At 59.1% G+C, this 17,037-nt stretch carries 17 protein-coding genes and 1 pseudogene; 14 read left to right on the plus strand and 4 right to left on the minus strand.

All coding sequences use genetic code 11. The annotated features are described in order from the left end of the window. Nucleotides 1-163: 163 nt before the first annotated feature. The 11 genes from ACP7EW_RS23130 to ACP7EW_RS23180 all read left to right on the plus strand — a co-directional run bounded on the left by ACP7EW_RS23130 (nt 164) and on the right by ACP7EW_RS23180 (nt 9,922). Entirely contained in the window at nt 164-976 is an 813-nt protein-coding gene (locus ACP7EW_RS23130) for a M949_RS01915 family surface polysaccharide biosynthesis protein (protein ID WP_426220014.1), read from the plus strand. 108 nt (nt 977-1,084) lie between these two features. After that, complete coding sequence (locus ACP7EW_RS23135; RefSeq protein WP_426220016.1) at nt 1,085-1,999, plus strand: site-specific integrase; 915 nt, start codon at nt 1,085-1,087, stop codon at nt 1,997-1,999. Nucleotides 2,000-2,044: 45 nt separating this feature from the next. Beyond that, nucleotides 2,045-2,632, plus strand: a complete 588-nt coding sequence (locus ACP7EW_RS23140; RefSeq protein WP_426220017.1) for a hypothetical protein — start codon at nt 2,045-2,047, stop codon at nt 2,630-2,632. A 144-nt stretch (nt 2,633-2,776) separates the two neighbouring features. Next, complete coding sequence (locus ACP7EW_RS23145; RefSeq protein ID WP_426220019.1) at nt 2,777-3,532, plus strand: GntR family transcriptional regulator; 756 nt, start codon at nt 2,777-2,779, stop codon at nt 3,530-3,532. Next, the gene (locus tag ACP7EW_RS23150; RefSeq protein WP_426220021.1) at nt 3,529-5,259 is read left to right on the plus strand and encodes a fumarate reductase/succinate dehydrogenase flavoprotein subunit; all 1,731 of its coding nucleotides are present in this window, start codon (nt 3,529-3,531) and stop codon (nt 5,257-5,259) included. The genes ACP7EW_RS23145 and ACP7EW_RS23150 overlap by 4 nt, the downstream gene beginning before the upstream one ends. 38 nt (nt 5,260-5,297) lie before the next feature. After that, on the plus strand, nt 5,298-5,543 hold the full coding sequence (locus tag ACP7EW_RS23155) for a 4Fe-4S dicluster domain-containing protein (RefSeq protein ID WP_028616162.1): 246 nt from the start codon (nt 5,298-5,300) through the stop codon (nt 5,541-5,543). A gap of 118 nt (nt 5,544-5,661) precedes the next feature. After that, the gene (locus ACP7EW_RS23160) at nt 5,662-7,068 is read left to right on the plus strand and encodes an ABC transporter substrate-binding protein (RefSeq protein ID WP_426220023.1); all 1,407 of its coding nucleotides are present in this window, start codon (nt 5,662-5,664) and stop codon (nt 7,066-7,068) included. A 1-nt stretch (nt 7,069) separates the two neighbouring features. Further along, nucleotides 7,070-7,846, plus strand: coding sequence for an ABC transporter permease (locus tag ACP7EW_RS23165; RefSeq protein WP_426220025.1), 777 nt, complete (start codon nt 7,070-7,072; stop codon nt 7,844-7,846). After that, nucleotides 7,846-8,676: an ABC transporter ATP-binding protein gene (locus tag ACP7EW_RS23170; RefSeq protein ID WP_426220027.1), complete on the plus strand. Its 831-nt coding sequence runs from the start codon at nt 7,846-7,848 to the stop codon at nt 8,674-8,676. Before ACP7EW_RS23165 ends, ACP7EW_RS23170 begins: the two co-directional genes overlap by 1 nt. Continuing rightward, entirely contained in the window at nt 8,673-9,617 is a 945-nt protein-coding gene (locus ACP7EW_RS23175; RefSeq protein ID WP_426220029.1) for a HEAT repeat domain-containing protein, read from the plus strand. The genes ACP7EW_RS23170 and ACP7EW_RS23175 overlap by 4 nt, the downstream gene beginning before the upstream one ends. After that, complete coding sequence (locus ACP7EW_RS23180; RefSeq protein ID WP_426220031.1) at nt 9,614-9,922, plus strand: DUF971 domain-containing protein; 309 nt, start codon at nt 9,614-9,616, stop codon at nt 9,920-9,922. The genes ACP7EW_RS23175 and ACP7EW_RS23180 overlap by 4 nt, the downstream gene beginning before the upstream one ends. On the opposite strand, the gene ACP7EW_RS23185 is transcribed toward ACP7EW_RS23180, so the two are convergent. Next, entirely contained in the window at nt 9,892-11,100 is a 1,209-nt protein-coding gene (locus ACP7EW_RS23185; protein WP_426220033.1) for a multidrug effflux MFS transporter, read from the minus strand. The genes ACP7EW_RS23180 and ACP7EW_RS23185 overlap by 31 nt on opposite strands. A gap of 157 nt (nt 11,101-11,257) precedes the next feature. On the opposite strand from ACP7EW_RS23185, the pseudogene ACP7EW_RS23190 reads away from it, so the two are divergent. Both ACP7EW_RS23190 and ACP7EW_RS23195 read left to right on the plus strand, forming a co-directional pair. Continuing rightward, a pseudogene (locus tag ACP7EW_RS23190) lies at nt 11,258-12,013 on the plus strand (HAMP domain-containing protein); the annotation flags it as partial. Nucleotides 12,014-12,145: 132 nt separating this feature from the next. Beyond that, nucleotides 12,146-12,871 (plus strand): methyl-accepting chemotaxis protein, encoded by a 726-nt coding sequence (locus tag ACP7EW_RS23195; RefSeq protein WP_426220307.1) that lies wholly within the window; start codon nt 12,146-12,148, stop codon nt 12,869-12,871. Between the two features lie 60 nt (nt 12,872-12,931). Here ACP7EW_RS23195 and ACP7EW_RS23200 read toward each other — a convergent pair whose 3' ends face one another. Then, nucleotides 12,932-13,291 (minus strand): winged helix-turn-helix transcriptional regulator, encoded by a 360-nt coding sequence (locus ACP7EW_RS23200; protein WP_033902872.1) that lies wholly within the window; start codon nt 13,289-13,291, stop codon nt 12,932-12,934. A gap of 104 nt (nt 13,292-13,395) precedes the next feature. On the opposite strand from ACP7EW_RS23200, the gene ACP7EW_RS23205 reads away from it, so the two are divergent. Beyond that, complete coding sequence (locus ACP7EW_RS23205) at nt 13,396-14,145, plus strand: SDR family NAD(P)-dependent oxidoreductase (protein ID WP_122727041.1); 750 nt, start codon at nt 13,396-13,398, stop codon at nt 14,143-14,145. A 174-nt stretch (nt 14,146-14,319) separates the two neighbouring features. On the opposite strand, the gene ACP7EW_RS23210 is transcribed toward ACP7EW_RS23205, so the two are convergent. After that, nucleotides 14,320-15,498, minus strand: coding sequence for a hypothetical protein (locus ACP7EW_RS23210; RefSeq protein WP_426220035.1), 1,179 nt, complete (start codon nt 15,496-15,498; stop codon nt 14,320-14,322). 106 nt (nt 15,499-15,604) lie between these two features. After that, complete coding sequence (locus ACP7EW_RS23215) at nt 15,605-16,840, minus strand: hypothetical protein (RefSeq protein WP_426220037.1); 1,236 nt, start codon at nt 16,838-16,840, stop codon at nt 15,605-15,607. Nucleotides 16,841-17,037 lie beyond the last annotated feature (197 nt).

Below are 17,037 nucleotides of genomic sequence, written 5' to 3' on the forward strand. Positions count from 1 at the left end.
GCTAGGCAACTAACGCTTAGTTGGCAGGCGAAATAGGAACGGTTCGGCGTGCGTTTGGTTCAACTTGAACGCGCGACCTCGGCCACCCAATTTAGTGAAGAATCTTCTCTGCAATACGCCCCAAGTGCCGGTAAAGTAAGCCGTCTCTTGCCAGGGTGATCGGATGAATAGCGTGCAGCGTTTACGGGGCCAGTTGCGGCCAGTGTTGATGGGTTTGTTGATGAGCGTGGCGTGTGTCAGCACCGTACAAGCCGACGACGGGGTCGCGCTCACAAGCATTGACCAGGTGCCGGACGGTGTCGAGGTGCGTGGCAAGCAGATCGCCGCTTACACCTGGGACGACAAGCAAGGCAAGAACCTGCTGGTGCTTGCCGAGCAGGTCAGCGAGCGTGACGACGACGGCACTCAGTCGGCGTTTGTGTACGCGGCCCAGTACCTGATCGATGGCAACCGCCCCAAGCGCGTATGGATGCTCTACGACGATGTGCAGCATTGCGAGTTCGACGCCTCGCTGCGCTTTGACCGGGCTGCGACCAAGGTCACCGACCTGACTGGCGATGGCATCACCCAGGCCACGGTGGGCTATTCGCGCACTTGCACCAGTGATGTCAGCCCGAACGAATTCAAGCTGATCATGCATGTCGGCAAGTCGCAGAAGTACCGGCTGCGCGGTGTCGACCGGGTCGGTGCGGCCTGGTGGGACGAGGAGGCGGGCGCCCTGCGTGGCATGCCGCTGCCCAAGGATTGCAGTGTGGCCGGGCAGCAGGCGTTGGTCAGCCAGTACAAGGAGCAGGGCACCGAGTTGCCATTGCCCGGTTGCTACGGCGACGAAAAGGATTTTGCCAAGGCCCCCGACGCCTACCTGACGTTCATGCGCCAGCACTGGTTCGCGCTGATGCAGAAGCAGGACAGCGACTGGAGCCAGACCCAAGTCCAGCCGCAGGACGCTACCGAAGATGACGACACCGCCCCGTGATTTTGTGCCAGGGCCACTCCTGGGTTAGACTCAGCCTTCGCCAATTCACTAAATACCTCGATTAATCAAAGGCTTGTTCGAGGTATTTAAGCCAAAGGCTGACATAACTTGACTGAGTCTATCCGCAACCCGCTGACCCTTTACCTCACCCGCCTGGCGCCCTCCAGCCAACTGACCATGCGCTACGTGCTGCAAGACGCGGCCGACCGCCTGGGCTTCGAGGACATCAACCTCGAAGACATCGACTGGCACCTGCTGCAACCCGAACACGTGATTGCCCTGGTCGCCGCCCTGCGTGAAGACGGCTATGCGCCGAATACCTCATCGTTGTACGTCAACGCGGTACGCGGTGTGATGAATGAAGCCTGGCGCCTGAACCTGATCAGCCAGGAACACCTGCTGCGCATGCGCACCGTCAAGGCTGCACCGGGCACGCGCCTGAGCCAGGGCCGCAACCTGCGGCGTAGTTTGATCCGCGAAATGATGGAAGTCTGCGCCGCCGACCCACGGCCTCAAGGCCTGCGGGATGCCGCAGTGATCGGCATTCTCTACGGTTCCGGCATGCGCAAGTCAGAGTCGGTCAACCTCGACCTGGCACAGATCAACTTCGAAGAGCGCAGCCTGCGGGTGATCGGCAAGGGCAACAAAGAGCTGATCAAGTATGCGCCGGACTGGGCGTTTACCAAGTTGCAGGCGTGGCTGGCGTTTCGCCGCGAGCAGCTCAAGGAAGGCGAACAGGACGACAGCTTCCTGTTCAACCGCATCCGCCGCGGCAGCCATATCACCCGCGAGCGCATCACCAAGCACGCGATCTACTACATCGCCCGCCAGCGCGGCGAACAGGTGGGCGTGAAGATCATGCCCCATGACTTCCGCCGCTCGTTCATCACGCGGGTGATCGAGGAGCATGACCTGTCGATCGCGCAGAAACTGGCGCACCACACCAATATCCAGACCACCGCCAGTTATGACGTGCGTGACGACAATGAGCGGCGAAGGGCGGTGGATCGGTTTGATTTGTGAATTTCCGGCTCTAGGGCCTCACTTGACCAGGGAAGATGTGACGACATGACGTTTGTGGAGTTTTGGTGGACGACGGTAGTGGCGGTGGCTGTCTGGGCCGTGCTGACGGCCTGTATCTGTCAACGCGTTCGAAGCGGCAACGTGTGGAAAGGCTCCACTGCGGCGCGACAAAATATCCTCTTGGGTTTGTTACTGGTCTTGCTGTCGGCAGTGCCACCGGCGTTTTTGTGGGACAAGCTCGACGACTTCAAGGCTTACCAAGATGAACAGTCCCGACACACACAAGCCGAGATTGATAAAACCAACGCGGATACTCACCGAAAGCAATGCGTTCAGGCCCACTCGGCGGGTAAGCAATGTGATGCCCTCGTACCGGGATCGGACATTTCCTCATTCAGCCAGCCTCTGTATCGATCGCTGGATAAACTCATCGACGTCATTGGCCTGGTACTCGGCCTGTTGGGTGGCGCGCTGGGGGTGAACATTTTATCCGATGGCTTGCTCAGGAAAGACGCTGCGCCGGTGCGCCTTGTGCGGCGAGAAGTCAAAACGACGCGAACGATCGGTTTCAGCAATTGGCAGATCAAGCAGGTCACCACCAGGACCTGTACCCGCTCAAGCGAAAACGCCTGACCCGATTTGGTAGCTGGCCATACATGCCAGAGGCATGGCCGCCGTGGGAAAAATCGACCTTAAGCTTATGCGCAAACGATATTTCCAACGGCAGGCTTAGGCTGATTAAGATCACGTCATAACTCGTTATGACAAGTGACCTTGATGAACGATTCCAGCCTTTCTCCGCTGTCCAGCATCCCCTTGCATGCGCAACTGCGCGACCTGTTGCGCAGCCGCATTCTCGACGGTGAATACGCGCCCAATACCCAAATGCCTTCCGAAAGCGAGCTGGGCGCGCGCTTCAAGGTCAGCCGTATTACCGTGCGCCAGGCCCTGGGCGACCTGCAGAAAGAAGGGCTGATCTACAAGATCCACGGCAAGGGCACGTTTGTTTCCAAACCCAAGGCCTACCAGAACGTCAGCACCTTGCAGGGTCTGGCCGAATCCATGACCGAACGCGGCTACGAGGTGATCAACCGCCTGCGCAGCTTCCGTTTTGTTCCGGCCGACAAGCAGGTGGCCGAGCGCCTGGGCGTGGAGGAGGGCACGGTCGTGGCACAGATCAAGCGGGTACGCCTGATCAACCGGGAACCGGTGTCGCTGGAAATCACCTACCTGCCGCAACCCCTCGGCGAGCGCCTGGAAAATGCCGACCTGGTCACCCGCGATATCTTCCTGATCCTGGAAAACGACTGCGGCCTGCAACTGGGGCATGCGGACGTCGCCATCGACGCCGTGCTGGCCGACAGCGATCTGACCCAGGCGCTGAATGTGGAGCCGGGCTCGCCGATCATGCACATCGAGCGCCTGACCCACACCGCCGACGGCCAGCCGGTGGACTTTGAACACCTGTATTACCGTGGCGACGCCTTCCAGTATCGCCTGCGCATCGACCGTGAACGAGGAAGCCGCCCGTGAGCCGCACAACCCTGGAGCTGGAATACGACATCGTGGTGATCGGCGGCGGCACGGCCGGGCCGATGGCGGCGATCAAGGCCAAAGAAGCCAACCCCGCGTTGCGTGTGTTGCTGGTGGACAAGGCCAATGTGAAGCGCAGCGGTGCGATCAGCATGGGCATGGACGGGCTGAACAACGCGATCATCCCCGGCCATTCGACGCCGGAGCAGTACACCAAGGAAATCACCATCGCCAATGACGGCATCGTCAACCAGGCGGCGGTGTACGCCTATGCCACCCACAGTTTCGAGACCATCGAGCAACTGGATCGCTGGGGCGTGAAGTTCGAAAAGGACGAGACCGGCGACTACGCGGTGAAAAAGGTCCATCACATGGGCGCCTATGTGCTGCCGATGCCTGAGGGGCATGACATCAAGAAAGTGCTTTACCGCCAGCTCAAACGCGCACGGGTGACCATCACTAACCGCTTGGTGTGCACGCGCTTGCTGACCGACAGCGAAGGCACGGTCAACGGCGTGATGGGCTTTGATTGCCGTACGGCCGACTTCCAGGTGATCAAGGCCAAGGCCGTGATCCTGTGCTGCGGCGCGGCGGGCCGATTGGGCTTGCCGTCGTCGGGCTACCTGATGGGCACTTATGAAAACCCCACCAATGCTGGCGACGGCTACGCGATGGCTTATCACGCGGGGGCCGAACTGGCGAACCTGGAGTGCTTCCAGATCAACCCGTTGATCAAGGACTACAACGGCCCGGCCTGCGCCTACGTCACCGGCCCGCTGGGCGGCTATACCGCAAATAACAAGGGCGAGCGCTTTATTGAGTGCGACTACTGGAGCGGCCAGATGATGTGGGAGTTCCACCAGGAACTCGAAAGCGGCAACGGCCCGGTGTTCCTCAAGCTCGACCACTTGGCCGAGGAAACCATCCAGAACATCGAAACCATCCTGCACAGCAATGAACGGCCGAGCCGTGGCCAGTTCCACGCCAATCGCGGCACCGATTACCGCAGCGACATGGTGGAAATGCACATTTCCGAAATCGGCTTTTGCAGCGGACATTCGGCCTCTGGTGTGTGGGTGAACGAGCGTGCGGAGACGTCGGTGAAAGGCCTGTATTCGGCCGGGGACATGGCGGCGGTGCCGCATAACTATATGCTCGGCGCCTTTACCTACGGTTGGTTCGCCGGCACGAATGCTGCGCAGTACGTGGTCGAACGTGAGTTCAGCGCCGTAGATGCCGACCAGGTCACCGCCGAACAGGCCCGAGTCTACGCGCCACTGGACCGTGAAACCGGCCTGCCACCGGCCCAGGTCGAATACAAGCTGCGCCGCTTCGTGAACGATTACCTGCAACCGCCCAAGGTCACCCGCAAGATGGAAATCGGCCTGCAGCGCTTCAGCGATATCGAGCGCGACCTCGACCAGATGAAAGCCCACAACCCCCACGAACTGATGCGCGCCATGGAAACCAGCGTGATCCGCGACTGCGCCGAAATGGCCGCCCGCGCTTCGCTGTACCGCGCCGAGAGCCGCTGGGGCCTGTACCACCATCGCGTTGATCACCCGCTGCGCAATGACACGGATTGGTTCTGCCATTGCCACCTGAAAAAAGGCGATGACGGGCAGATGGTCAGCTTCAAGAAACCCGTTGAGCCCTATGTGATCCCGCTGGACGCCGAAGAAATGCAAGCCTACGACCGCCTGCGTGTTGGGGCTGATGCTGCTTGACCCTATAGAGAGCGCAAAAGCGCCCAGGACACCGTGAAATGGCCTACCAACCCCAGGAAATATTCTTTCGCTCCAACGCGCCGGTAACGATCGACGAAGACAAGTGCATCGCCGAAAAAGGCTGCACGGTGTGCGTCGACGTGTGCCCGATGGACCTGTTGGCGATCAATCCCGCGACGCAGAAAGCGTACATGGCGTTCGACGAATGCTGGTACTGCATGCCCTGCGAAAAGGATTGCCCCACCGGCGCCGTCAAGGTCGAGATCCCGTACCTGCTGCGCTGAGCGTTACGACTCCAAGCCATCCGCCAACACCGGACGCCACTGCCGTACCCCTCGTTTCCCACCGTGCCTGATCACGGCGGAGACGATCCTATAACCATGATTCGAGGGGAAACACCCAATGTTCTTGCGCGCAACCTTTGCCAGCCTGGTGCTGGCTTCCGTCAGCCTGTCGGTACAGGCACAAACCATCCGGGTCGCCATCGGCACCCAGGACACCACCATCAACTGCGCCGCCGGCGGCTTGCTGATCCGTGAGCTGGGCCTGCTGGACAAGTACTTGCCCCACGACGGCAAGTACAAAGACGCCACCTACGATATCCAGTGGAAGAACTTCACCAGTGGCGCACCGCTGACCAATGAGATGGTGGCCGGCAAGTTGGATTTCGGTGCCATGGCCGACTTCCCAGGCGCGTTCAATGGCGTGGCGTTTGAGGGCGCGGGCAAGCACAGCCTGTTTATCAATGTGCTGTCGGGCAATATCAAGGGCAGCGGCAATGGCATCGTGGTACCGACCGAGTCCAGCGCGCAGTCGCTGGCAGACTTGAAAGGCAAGACCATTTCGGTGCCTTTCGCCTCCACTGCGCACGGTATGTTGCTGCGGGCTGTCGCCGCCCAGGGCTGGGACCCGCTCAAGGACGTGAACATCATCGCCCAGGCGCCGGAAGTGGCTGGCTCGGCGTTGCAGGCCAATAAAATCGAGGCGCATGCCGACTTCGTGCCGTTTGCCGAGCTGTTTCCCAACCGTGGTTTCGCCCGCAAGATCTACGACGGTTCGCAGTCCAACACACCCACCTTCCACGGCGCCTTGGTGGATGAAAGCTACGCCCGCCAGTACCCTGAAGTGGTGGTTGCCTACCTGCGTGCCAGTATCGAAGCCAATCAACTGCTGGCGGCAGAGCCTGAGAAATACAGCGAGCTGATCGAGAAAGTCACCGGCGTCGAGGCTGAGGTCAACTACCTGTTCCATGGCCCGCTGGGCGTGCAAACCCGTGACCTGAGCTGGAAACCGGAATACCGCCAGGCCGTTGCCACTGCCATCGACACCCTCAAGCTGCTGAAAAAAGCCGACCGCGGCCTGGACCTCAATACTTTTATCGACGACCAGTACATCCGCGCCGCCTTCAAGGCGTCCGGCCTGGACTATCAGGCACAGCTGGCCAACTACGCCCGGGCCCCGCTCACGGCCAACGATGCGTTGACCGGCAAGCCGATTACCGACTGGAAGCACGTGGCGCAAATCTGGGTGAAAGGCGAACCCAAGGTGCGTGACTACGCGTCGGCTGAGTCAGCCTTCAGTGCGTTGGCCCGTTTGAAGAAGGACGGCAAGGAGGTGCGTGCGGTCTACGCCCAGGCCGAAGACAGCGGCATCAAGCTGCTGGCCAAGCAGGCCTGGTTCGCTACTGATCGCCAGGGCAAATTGAGTGCATTCCTGCTCAAGGGCCAAGCCCAGCAATTCGCGGACGCCCAGGGCGGCCAGGTGTTCGATTTCACCAGCGCCGGCGCCCAGGCCGTGGCCGGTCGCTGATATGTCGACCTATCGCTGGCTGCCGCGCGCGGCCTCTTTGCTGGCGTGCCTGCTGTTCTGGCAGCTCGCGGCCAGTCATCACTGGAACCTGTGGCTGGTGACATTTGCCAACGTGCCCACGCCGGGCGCTGTGGTGGAGGCAGCGCTGGGCCTGGTGGATTCGGGCAAGCTGGCCCAGCACCTGAGTGCGAGCCTGACCCGGGTCTTCGAAGGTTACCTGGCGGCGGTGCTGGTGGGCGTTGGCCTGGGCATCGCCATCGGCCGCTCGAAATGGGCTGAAGACGTGCTGCTGCCGCCCCTGGAAGTGATCCGCCCGATTCCGGCAGTGGCCTGGATTCCGTTGGCAATCCTGATGTTTCCATCGTCGGAGCTGTCGATGGTGTTTATCACCTTTACCGGCGCGCTGTTTCCGATCCTGCTCAACACCGTGCATGGCGTCGAAGGCGTCGACCCCCGGCTGATCGCTTCGGCGCGCAGCCTGGGGGCCGGGCGCGGCGCAATCCTGCTGGAGGTGATTGTGCCGGGCGCCGCGCCGAGCATCATCACCGGCCTGGCCATCGGCATGGGCACCTCGTGGTTCTGCCTGGTGACGGCGGAGATGATTTCCGGGCAGTTCGGCATCGGCTATTACACCTGGGAGTCGTACACCATCCAGAACTATGCCGACATCGTGGTCGGCATGTTGTTGATCGGCGTGCTGGGCATGGGCAGCAGTTGGCTGGTCAAACGCCTGGGCGCCGTGTTCACCCCTTGGCATCGCCCGCGAGGTAAAGCCTGATGGAAGGTCGTATAACAATCAGTGGATTGTCGATTGTGCTCGGCGAGCGTGAACAGGCGTTCGAGGCAGTCAAAGCGCTGGAGTGCAGCATCGAGCCAGGGCAATTCGTGTGCATCCTGGGGCCGTCGGGCTGCGGCAAGTCGACCTTGCTTGGCGCGCTGGCCGGGCACCTGGTGCCGAGCCAGGGCACGTTACAGATGGATGGACAGGCGGTGGTCGGCCCGTCCCAGCAGCGCGGCATGGTGTTTCAGCAGCACACGCTGTTCCCGTGGCGCACCGTGCGTGAGAACGTCGCGTTCGGCTTGAAAATGCGCGGCGTGGGCAAGGCTGAACGGCTGGCGGCGGCGGATGAAATCCTCGCGCTGGTCGGGCTGGAAGGCTTTGCCGAGCGTTGGCCGAACCAGCTTTCCGGCGGCATGCAGCAGCGTGTGGAAATTGCCCGTGTGCTGGTCAATCGGCCACGCCTGTTGCTGATGGATGAGCCGTTTGGCGCACTGGATGCGCTGACCCGCATGAAGATGCAGGCCTTGTTGCTGGATATCTGGACGCATATCCGCACCACCGTGGTATTTGTCACTCACGATATCGATGAGGCGCTGTTCCTGGCCGATCGCATCCTGGTGATGAGCCCACGGCCGGGCCGCATCATCGAGGATTTCCAGCTGGACTTTCCGCGCCCGCGCCACACTGAACTGATGACCACCCCCGAATTCACTCACCTCAAGCGTCATTGCCTGGCACTGCTGCACCATGAAGATGGCCGCCAGTTGCCACGCCTGAATCCGCTCGGGTTGCCCACCGATCATTCAACACCGCGATTTGCCATATGACCTATAACCCGGAAATAGAAGCCTTGCGCCCACGTCTGCAAGCCACGGACGCCGGCATGCGCCGCATTGCCCTGATTGATCTGGCTGATCTTGAAGACCCCGACGGTGTGCAATGGCTGGTGGACAGCCTGCGCAACGACACCAGCGTAGAAGTGCGCGCCCAGGCCGCGACCTTGCTCGAAGCCTGGGAAGACGGCGAAGTGGTACACGCCTTGTGTGAAGCCCTCACGGATGCCGATTCGTCAGTGCGCGAAGCAGCAGCGCAAAGCCTGAGCGTATTGAAGACTGCCGAAGCGGGCAGGTTGCTGCTGCCCTGGACCGGGCACGCCGATATCAGCGTGCGCACCGCCATCTTCCGTGCCCTGCGTGAATTGCGCCTGGAAGCCGCTGCGCCGGCGGCCTTGCTGGCGTTGGTGGATGCTGATGCGGGTGTCCGCCGTGAAGCGGTGGGGGTGCTGGGTTGGCTCAAACATCTACCCGCGCTTGAGGCGTTGGCCGCCTTGGCCAGCAGTGATCCCGACACCGAAGTCCGCCGCGCGGCTACCGGCGCACTCGGCTTGGCGAGTGATGACCTGGTCTTACCGGCGTTGCACCAAGCGTTGCTGGACCCGGCGTGGCAAGTACGCGAGGAAGCCGCGACCACCTTGGGCAAAGTCGGTAGCCGCAATGCCGGGGGTGCGCTGGTCGCCGCGCTGGCCGATGAGTACTGGCAGGTTCGTCTGCGTGCGACGCGCAGCCTGGGCCGGTTACGGTATTTACCCGCACTGGACGCCTTGATCCAGACCCTGGGCCACAGCATCAGCAACCTGCGCAAGGAAGCCGCTCTGGCACTGGGTGAACTGGGTGATCGTCAAGCACTGACGGCCTTGCGCGATGCCGCCGACGATGGCGATCCGGAAGTGCGCAAGGCCGTGCGGATTGCCTTGGCGCAACTGCAATGACCGCCGCGCCGCACGCCATCGGCAAAGGCCGCGACGGCCGGTTGCGCCTGGAATGGAGGGAAGGCGCGCAGTGGATTAACCACGCACGCCTGCGCCGCGAATGCCCGTGCTCCCAATGCCAGGCGTTGCGGTTGCGGGGCAGCCAGCCGTGGGTGTCGGAGGCGGTGAGGGTGGTGCAAATCCACCCTCAGGGTTATGGCGTACAACTGGTGTTCAGCGATGGTCACCAGCGCGGGATTTATCCCTGGGCGTACCTGGCCGCCATGGGCAATGATCAGGAGGAGGGCGGGGCGCTGGCCAAGTGAGCCGGCAGGCGGCGCAAGGTCCACAGGGTGGTGAGCATCGCGGCGATAGCGCACAGCGCAATACCCATCAGCATCGGCGCTGGTGTGTGATCGGCAAACACACCGACCAGCGTCATGGACACGGCTGCCGTGATCATCTGGATTGCCCCGAGCAAGGCCGATGCAGAACCGGCCACCGCGCCGTGGTCCTCCAGCGACAACACGCCGGCAGCCGGCAACAGCAGGCCGAGAAAACCAAAGCCGATAAACAGCAACGTCATCATCACGGCCAGGCTATCGATCCATAATGTGGTGAATGCCAGCACGCTCATGACCGCGGCCACGGCCACCACCGACCAACGAATCAGCGGCGCCAGGCCAAAGCGTGCGCTGAGGCGCGCAGTGAGTTGGCTCATGGCGAAGAACGACGCAGCGTTCACGGCAAACCCCAGGCTGAACTGCGTGGGCGTCAGGCCGTAATGTTCGATGTACACGAACGGCGCGCTGCCGATAAACACAAAGAACGTCGCCAAACCGAATCCGCACACCACCGACAAACCGATGAATACCGGGTCACGCAGCAACGCGACGTAGCTGCTGAAGGCGTTGCCCAGGGTCTTGCCTAAGCGCCGTTCGGCGGGATGGGTTTCTGGCAGTTGCACGATGGTCATCACTAAGCACGCCACTGCGAGCACCGCCAGCACGGCAAACACTTCGCGCCAGCTCCACAAGGAGATGACCAGGCTGCCAGCGAGCGGCGCAAGGATCGGCGAAACACTCATCACCAGCATCAGCAACGCCATGAGTTTCGCGGCTTCATGCCCGGTGTACAGGTCACGCACGATGGCGCGCGGAATCACCATGCCCGCGCACGCACCGAACGCCTGCAGGGCCCGAAAGGCGATCAGTGATTCGATCGTCGGCGCCAGTGCGCAACCGACACTGGCCACGGCAAAAATCACCAGGCCGGCGTAAATCGGCGGCTTACGCCCGAACACATCACTGATCGGTCCGTAGAACAACTGGCATACGCCGACAATGACGAAGAACACGGTAAGGCTCATCTGCACCAACGCCGGCGAGGCGTGCAGGCTCGCGCCAAGGGTTGGCAGCGCCGGCAGATAGATATCGATGGCGAACGGGCCGACGGCAGTGATCAAGCCCAGCAGGAGGGCAAGGTGGGCGATACTTCGAGACATGAGCAGGTCCGGGCGGAGCAAGGGCCGGTCAGCTTAAGGGATACGCGCAGATCCGCAAACTTAGGCTTCAATAAGCAGTAGGGATGGCCGATAACATGAGCAGCGGGGCTTCTGCGGTTGGGTTCCCAACCGGCTGACCAGGCACGGGGATACCAGCATGACGATCAAACTACGCTTGATGCTGTTGATAGCGACCGGATTGCTCGCCGCCTTGATCATGAGCCTGGCCGGCTACCTGGGAAATACCCGGATGGGCACTGCCGTGCAAGACAGCGAAGTGAGCATGGCAGTGCTGCGCAACCATATGGAAGCCGACATGATGCACGACGCCCTGCGCGCTGACGTGTTGTCGGCGATGCTGGTGGGCCTGGGTAAAAGCACCAGCAGCAAGGCCGAGGTCGACAGTTCTTTGAAAGAGCATGCCGAGCACTTTCGGCAAGTGTTGGCGGACAACCTCAAGTTGCCGCTGGACGCTACGCTCAAGGCAAGCCTGGAAAAAATCAAACCCAGCCTGGATAACTACATCGCCACCGGCGAGCGCATCGTCGCCCTGGCGCTGGACAATCCTGAAGCCGCGCGCGGGGAACTAGGCACATTCAATGCCGCGTTCAGCCAGCTGGAGGATCAAATGGCGGGCCTGAGCGAGTTGATCGAAACCAATAACCAGCAGACCAGCATGGGCACCCGGCAGACCATCAGCAACGCCAACGTCACCCTGGGCGTGGTGTTGATTGCCAGTCTTCTACTGCTGTTGGCCCAGGGCCGTTGGGTGATCCTCAGCATCATGGGCCCACTACAAGCGGCCAGCCGCATTGCCGCCAGCATCGCGCGTGGCAACTTGAGCGAACCCATCGTCGAGCCCCAACGCAAAGACGAAGCCGGCGCCTTGATCCGCAGCCTGGCGACGATGCAAAAGGACCTGCGCGGCATGATCGACGTGGTGCGCAGCAACGCCCATGGCGTCAATGGCATGAGCGAGCAACTGAGCCGTGGCTGCCATGAAGTGGCCGGCAGCAGCCAGCAACAGAGCGCCGCCGCCAGCACCATGGCCGCTGCCGCGAGTGAAATGACCGCGAGCATCGAGGAAATCACCCGGCATGCTGGACGCGCACTGGACATGGCCAACCAGGCGCAAATCTTGGCCAAGGACGGCGGCCGGGTGATTCATCAGGTGGTCAGTGACATGGATGGCATTGCCCGTTCCGCGCAGCAATCGGCCCAGGTGATCCGCACACTGGACAAGGAGTCCGAGGCCATTTTCAGCATTATCCAGGTGATCAAGGGGATCGCTGACCAGACCAACCTGCTAGCCCTGAATGCCGCGATTGAGGCCGCCCGTGCGGGCGAGCAGGGGCGCGGATTTGCCGTGGTTGCTGATGAAGTGCGCAACCTTGCCGGACGCACCAGCGCGTCGACCCAGGAAATTGCCGCCATGGTCGGGCGTATCCAGCAGAACACCCGGGAAGCGGTGACCAGCATGGAGGAGGGCGTTGCTCAGGTGGACAAAGGCATGGCGGTCACTGCCGAGGTAGAGCGGGCGATTCGCGAGATTCTCCAAGCGACGTTGAACACCACGGAAATGGTCAACGATATCTCCCGGACCATCGGCGAACAGAGCCTGGCCAGCAATGAAATTGCGCACCAGGTGGAGATGATTGCGGGGATGTCAGAGAGCAATAGCCGAGTGATCGGGCAGACGGCGTCGACCACTGATGAACTGTCCAACCTGGCCGGGAAGTTGTCGCAGTCGGTTGATCGGTTTCAGATGTAACTTATTGATTTAACTCAATTAAATAGTCATTTAGTTGAGTTGGCTGTCAGGGCAGGGGACTCAAGACTGGGAGAGGGTGGCCGTACGCCGCTCAGCGATACGCTCAACGGTTTGCATATGCTCCGTACCCCATTGGCACAGCCCGCCCAACGCCGTCGCCAAGGACCGCCCGAACGGTGTCAGCGAGTACTCGACCTTGGGCGGTATCTCCTGGAAATCCACGCGGGAGATGATCTCGTCGCGCTCCAATTCCTTGAGTTGCTGGATCAGCACCTTATCGGTCACGCCGCCAATCGCGCGTCTTAATTCCCCATATCGATGAACATTTTGCGCAAGGTTGAACAGCACCAGCGGCTTCCATTTACCGCCAATCACCGCCAGGGCGGCCTCGAGCCCGCAATTGAATGAGTTGTTGGCCATGATCGAGCTGACTCCACGTAGGGTACTTACCAAAAGGTGCATACTATTCAAAAGAATAGCGTAGATCTACAGTTGGGCCTCAACCTTATTCATTGGAGTTCACCATGAGCAGGCTCAACGGAAAAATCGCAGTCATTACCGGTGGCAACAGCGGCATCGGCCTGGCAACCGCCATTCGCTTCGCGGCGGAAGGCGCTCAAGTCGTCATTGTAGGCCGTCGACAAGAGGAATTGGACAAGGCGCTGCAACTGATCGGCCCTGAAGCCATCGCCATACAAGGCGATATTTCAAAACTGGACGACCTCGATCGCGTGTTTACCCAAGTCAAAGCCGCCAAAGGCCGGGTCGATGTGCTGTTTGCCAATGCAGGCCTGGGGGATTTCCAGCCGATCGGCTCGATCACCGAGGAATCGTTTGACCGTACCTTCGGCATCAACGTCAAAGGCACGCTGTTCACTGTACAAAAAGCCTTGCCACTGATGAGCGCCGGCAGCTCGGTGATCCTCACGGGTTCGACCACAGGCACCATGGGCACACCGGCATTCAGCGTGTACAGCGCCACCAAAGCGGCGCTGCGTAATTTCGCCAGGAGCTGGGCGCTGGACCTGAAAGGCACAGGCATTCGCGTCAACGTACTTTCACCAGGGCCGATCTCGACACCGGGCTTGGACCTGGCGCTTTCAGGTACAGGCCAGAAAGACGCAATCATCGACGACATGACCGCGCAGGTTCCGTTGAGCCGCATTGGCAAGCCGGAAGAAGTTGCAGCGGCAGCGTTGTTCCTGGCATCGGATGAGAGCAGCTTCATGACCGGCAGTGAAATGTTTGTCGATGGAGGCTTTGCTCAGGTTTGAGTGAGATAGGGGTTTTGCCTGTTGAAATCTGATGGGCACTGCCCCTGATTACGTAATACGATATTACGCATAATGTATATTATGTTAAATTCAATATAGTGCGTTTTGGCGGCCACTCTTTCAATGGACTATGTCCTTCGTGTTTATGGCGAGTCATTCAATTTGGTGGCTTGCTCAGGTAAGAATGGGTACCAGTATCTTGAGCTGCAGGAAGACAAACCAGGCGACGCAGCCGGCGCTCGCCATGAATAGACTGATGAGAATGAGTCGGCACAATGGGCGCATCGTGTTTTGCCATTGCGCGATTATTCGAGTAAATGTCAATGCAGAAGCGTCGGTACGAAACAGATAGATGAGACCTTCTGCATATGCAGATACCATCAGATTTCGAGGGGTTCCTAGCCGCGATTGAAAATCCAGTGAATTGTTGAACCAGGACACCACCAAGTCGTCCTCTTTGCCCACCTTAGCCATTTGCATCTCGCTCTTATCCATGACGCTCAAGTGGAGGTTACGCAGTGGCGTATTCAGCGGGCAAATTCGATGTCCCGGCTTGAATTCTTGGTACTCGTACGGCTTGAAATCCTTTCGCCAGATCGCTGTTGATGTGAGCTGGGCGTACTCACCCAGTGCAAACTCGATCCGTGCGGATGCGAACTCACCAAAGCCACCGAAGGCTGGAGTTTCACCATGCCGAGTGATTGCAAGCGCGAGCTGGTATTTATCGGACTCTGGCTTAATTCTGCCCACCTCCAGGTTATAGGGTTCAATGCTCCACCAGCGCCGCAGCTCATCTTCAACAAGCGCGAGCAGCCATCGCCGCCCTTCAATACCCAGGTATTCATCTTTCCCCGCGAGTGTGCGCTTTAGCAGAGCCGGGCACTTCCATTCGAACCAAATCACCGCTAGCAAGTAAAAGCCCCCGCCGACCAGCAACCAGCTCAAGGGGCCGACCGCCGCTTCCGTGCCTTTCAACGGGGGAGCGGCTTGAAGGAATGCGGCAACCAAACCCCCTACCGCTGCCAGCTTAATACCGGCGCTAGACTTCATGCGTGACCAGAACGACCAACTCGTCACCTGTCGAAACCGGTGATACGTCATTTCCTGGCGAGTGTTGCGTCGCTCTGCGAGGGCCGGCCTATAGACCTCCTCATTTGGGAATTCATCGCAAAACCAGGAAATCCAGCTGAACTCAAACCGCCTCTCCCGGCGCTTGTGGCGGAGGTGTTCTTTTTCCGATTCCACTATCCGCCGACGCATCTCATCGGTGAATACGAAGGCCCTTTTAGTCGTGACGGAGTCGTTTTGGTCGTTTCGGTTTTCAGGTTCTGTTAGTTGGTTTTCAGCTGGCAATGTGCGGCTCCCCCCTTTTTGTCTGATTTCTCGGGCTGTAAAAGCAGTTGGATTTCATTATTACCTCCCCCTCCTCTCCTAAACTGAAAAACCTTATAAGGGTTTCTCAGTTCTGGAATACAGTAAAAAACTTTTTGCCGCAGAGAAGAAGCACTTCGTCAAAATTCCGCTTACCGCCTAGCACTAGGCATCTGACTTCCTTCAGCATTTCCTCGATGAAGGCCCTTTCTCCTTGGTACGTGTACTCGATGGGGATGACAACTAACAAAGTTCTTTTGTCTGGGTAATTCTTGTCATGTTTGCGCTTGATAGCTCCCGCGATTTTTGCCGGGATTGAATCAGCCATTGACTTTAGCTTCGCTAAATTCTTCATTGGAAAATTACTTACACCACGCTGGTCACTCCACGACAGTAACTCAAAGTCACCCTCTGGAGCAGCCCAAGTGATCTCCACAATGGTCGCCTTAGTTTCATCAATTACTTTGAGATCGAAATTATCCATCTCTAAACCAAACTGCAGGACTGCTGAGTCAGGAATTTTCTGATGATTAATAAAGCGTAGAGAGGGCAGAAGCTCCTCGCGGAGAAATTTGTTTGGTGCTTTGCCGTCCGCCGAGCGCCGGGTTGAAAAGAAACCACTCGGCGCGTTGAAATACTCCAAATCCTCCATGGAACCATGGCTTACGTAAGCGCCAATAAGTGCCTTGAAATCGTCAACCCGAATGGGTTGCTCAAAGGGTGCCAAGTCCAGATCAGGCTTGGTGTGCGTCTTCTTAACGGGCGCTTGAATATGCTTCAGCTCAAAACTCGCCCCGACGACCAGTTCGCTATAATAAATTCCAAACGCAGGATCGATATAGAACTCTTGCTCATGTTGACTTAATATTTTCTTGTCCCGCATGCCTTCGAAGCTTTGAAAGAGTACCTCGACTTCGGCCTTCAGGGTATTCATTACTCCAACTCTCTTGCAATCATCCTCCTCCTTGAAGCTGAACCACCAAATGAAGACGTCTGCATACTCCAAGAATTCATAGTCATGTTGATAGATCCTCACCCCAAACCTTTCCCCAAGCGATTCCAGCACACTATCGACAGCGTGCTTGAATTTTCGATATACCTCCCAACCCAATTCCACATAGGGCGCACCTCGGGTGAACAAGATGTAGCTGTGAGATTGTGGGCGCTCAATCGCTTCAAACTCTTGTATTGACAACATATGACCTACTGTTTGGATTTGGTAGTTACGTAATGCGGCTCTGCCGGCCCCACCTCGATCAAAGAGCGAAACCGAGGCATCCCCAAGTCGAAACAGTATCAAGTGGCCACTATTTCGTAAATTCAAAATTACCTCGTCGTCGCGGGAGGCGCTTGCACTGGGATGCTTGGATCAAGAAGTGAAATGGCGTGTTGCACTCACTCACATGATTCCCGTATTCAGTTTCACAAGTATTTTCCCCGCCTCCTAGGTATGCTCCGCGTTTATTGCCGATCACTGATACCGGGATACCAACCCAGTCTCTGCTGCCCACGCAGTGTATG

Source organism: Pseudomonas sp. DWRC2-2 (assembly GCF_049897885.1).
In the GTDB taxonomy this organism is placed as follows: Bacteria; Pseudomonadota; Gammaproteobacteria; order Pseudomonadales; family Pseudomonadaceae; genus Aquipseudomonas; species Aquipseudomonas azotoformans_A.

Excerpts from the sequence above, each read along its gene's own strand:
- ACP7EW_RS23175 (WP_426220029.1), top strand. The coding sequence starts at position 8,673 with ATGACCTATAACCCGGAAATAGAAGCCTTGCGCCCACGTCTGCAAGCC.
- ACP7EW_RS23200 (WP_033902872.1), bottom strand. The coding sequence starts at position 13,291 with ATGGCCAACAACTCATTCAATTGCGGGCTCGAGGCCGCCCTGGCGGTG.
- ACP7EW_RS23140 (WP_426220017.1), top strand. The coding sequence starts at position 2,045 with ATGACGTTTGTGGAGTTTTGGTGGACGACGGTAGTGGCGGTGGCTGTC.
- ACP7EW_RS23160 (WP_426220023.1), top strand. The coding sequence starts at position 5,662 with ATGTTCTTGCGCGCAACCTTTGCCAGCCTGGTGCTGGCTTCCGTCAGC.
- ACP7EW_RS23165 (WP_426220025.1), top strand. The coding sequence starts at position 7,070 with ATGTCGACCTATCGCTGGCTGCCGCGCGCGGCCTCTTTGCTGGCGTGC.
- ACP7EW_RS23155 (WP_028616162.1), top strand. The coding sequence starts at position 5,298 with ATGGCCTACCAACCCCAGGAAATATTCTTTCGCTCCAACGCGCCGGTA.
- ACP7EW_RS23130 (WP_426220014.1), top strand. The coding sequence starts at position 164 with ATGAATAGCGTGCAGCGTTTACGGGGCCAGTTGCGGCCAGTGTTGATG.
- ACP7EW_RS23145 (WP_426220019.1), top strand. The coding sequence starts at position 2,777 with ATGAACGATTCCAGCCTTTCTCCGCTGTCCAGCATCCCCTTGCATGCG.
- ACP7EW_RS23180 (WP_426220031.1), top strand. The coding sequence starts at position 9,614 with ATGACCGCCGCGCCGCACGCCATCGGCAAAGGCCGCGACGGCCGGTTG.
- ACP7EW_RS23170 (WP_426220027.1), top strand. The coding sequence starts at position 7,846 with ATGGAAGGTCGTATAACAATCAGTGGATTGTCGATTGTGCTCGGCGAG.
- ACP7EW_RS23195 (WP_426220307.1), top strand. The coding sequence starts at position 12,146 with ATGGCCGCTGCCGCGAGTGAAATGACCGCGAGCATCGAGGAAATCACC.
- ACP7EW_RS23205 (WP_122727041.1), top strand. The coding sequence starts at position 13,396 with ATGAGCAGGCTCAACGGAAAAATCGCAGTCATTACCGGTGGCAACAGC.
- ACP7EW_RS23185 (WP_426220033.1), bottom strand. The coding sequence starts at position 11,100 with ATGTCTCGAAGTATCGCCCACCTTGCCCTCCTGCTGGGCTTGATCACT.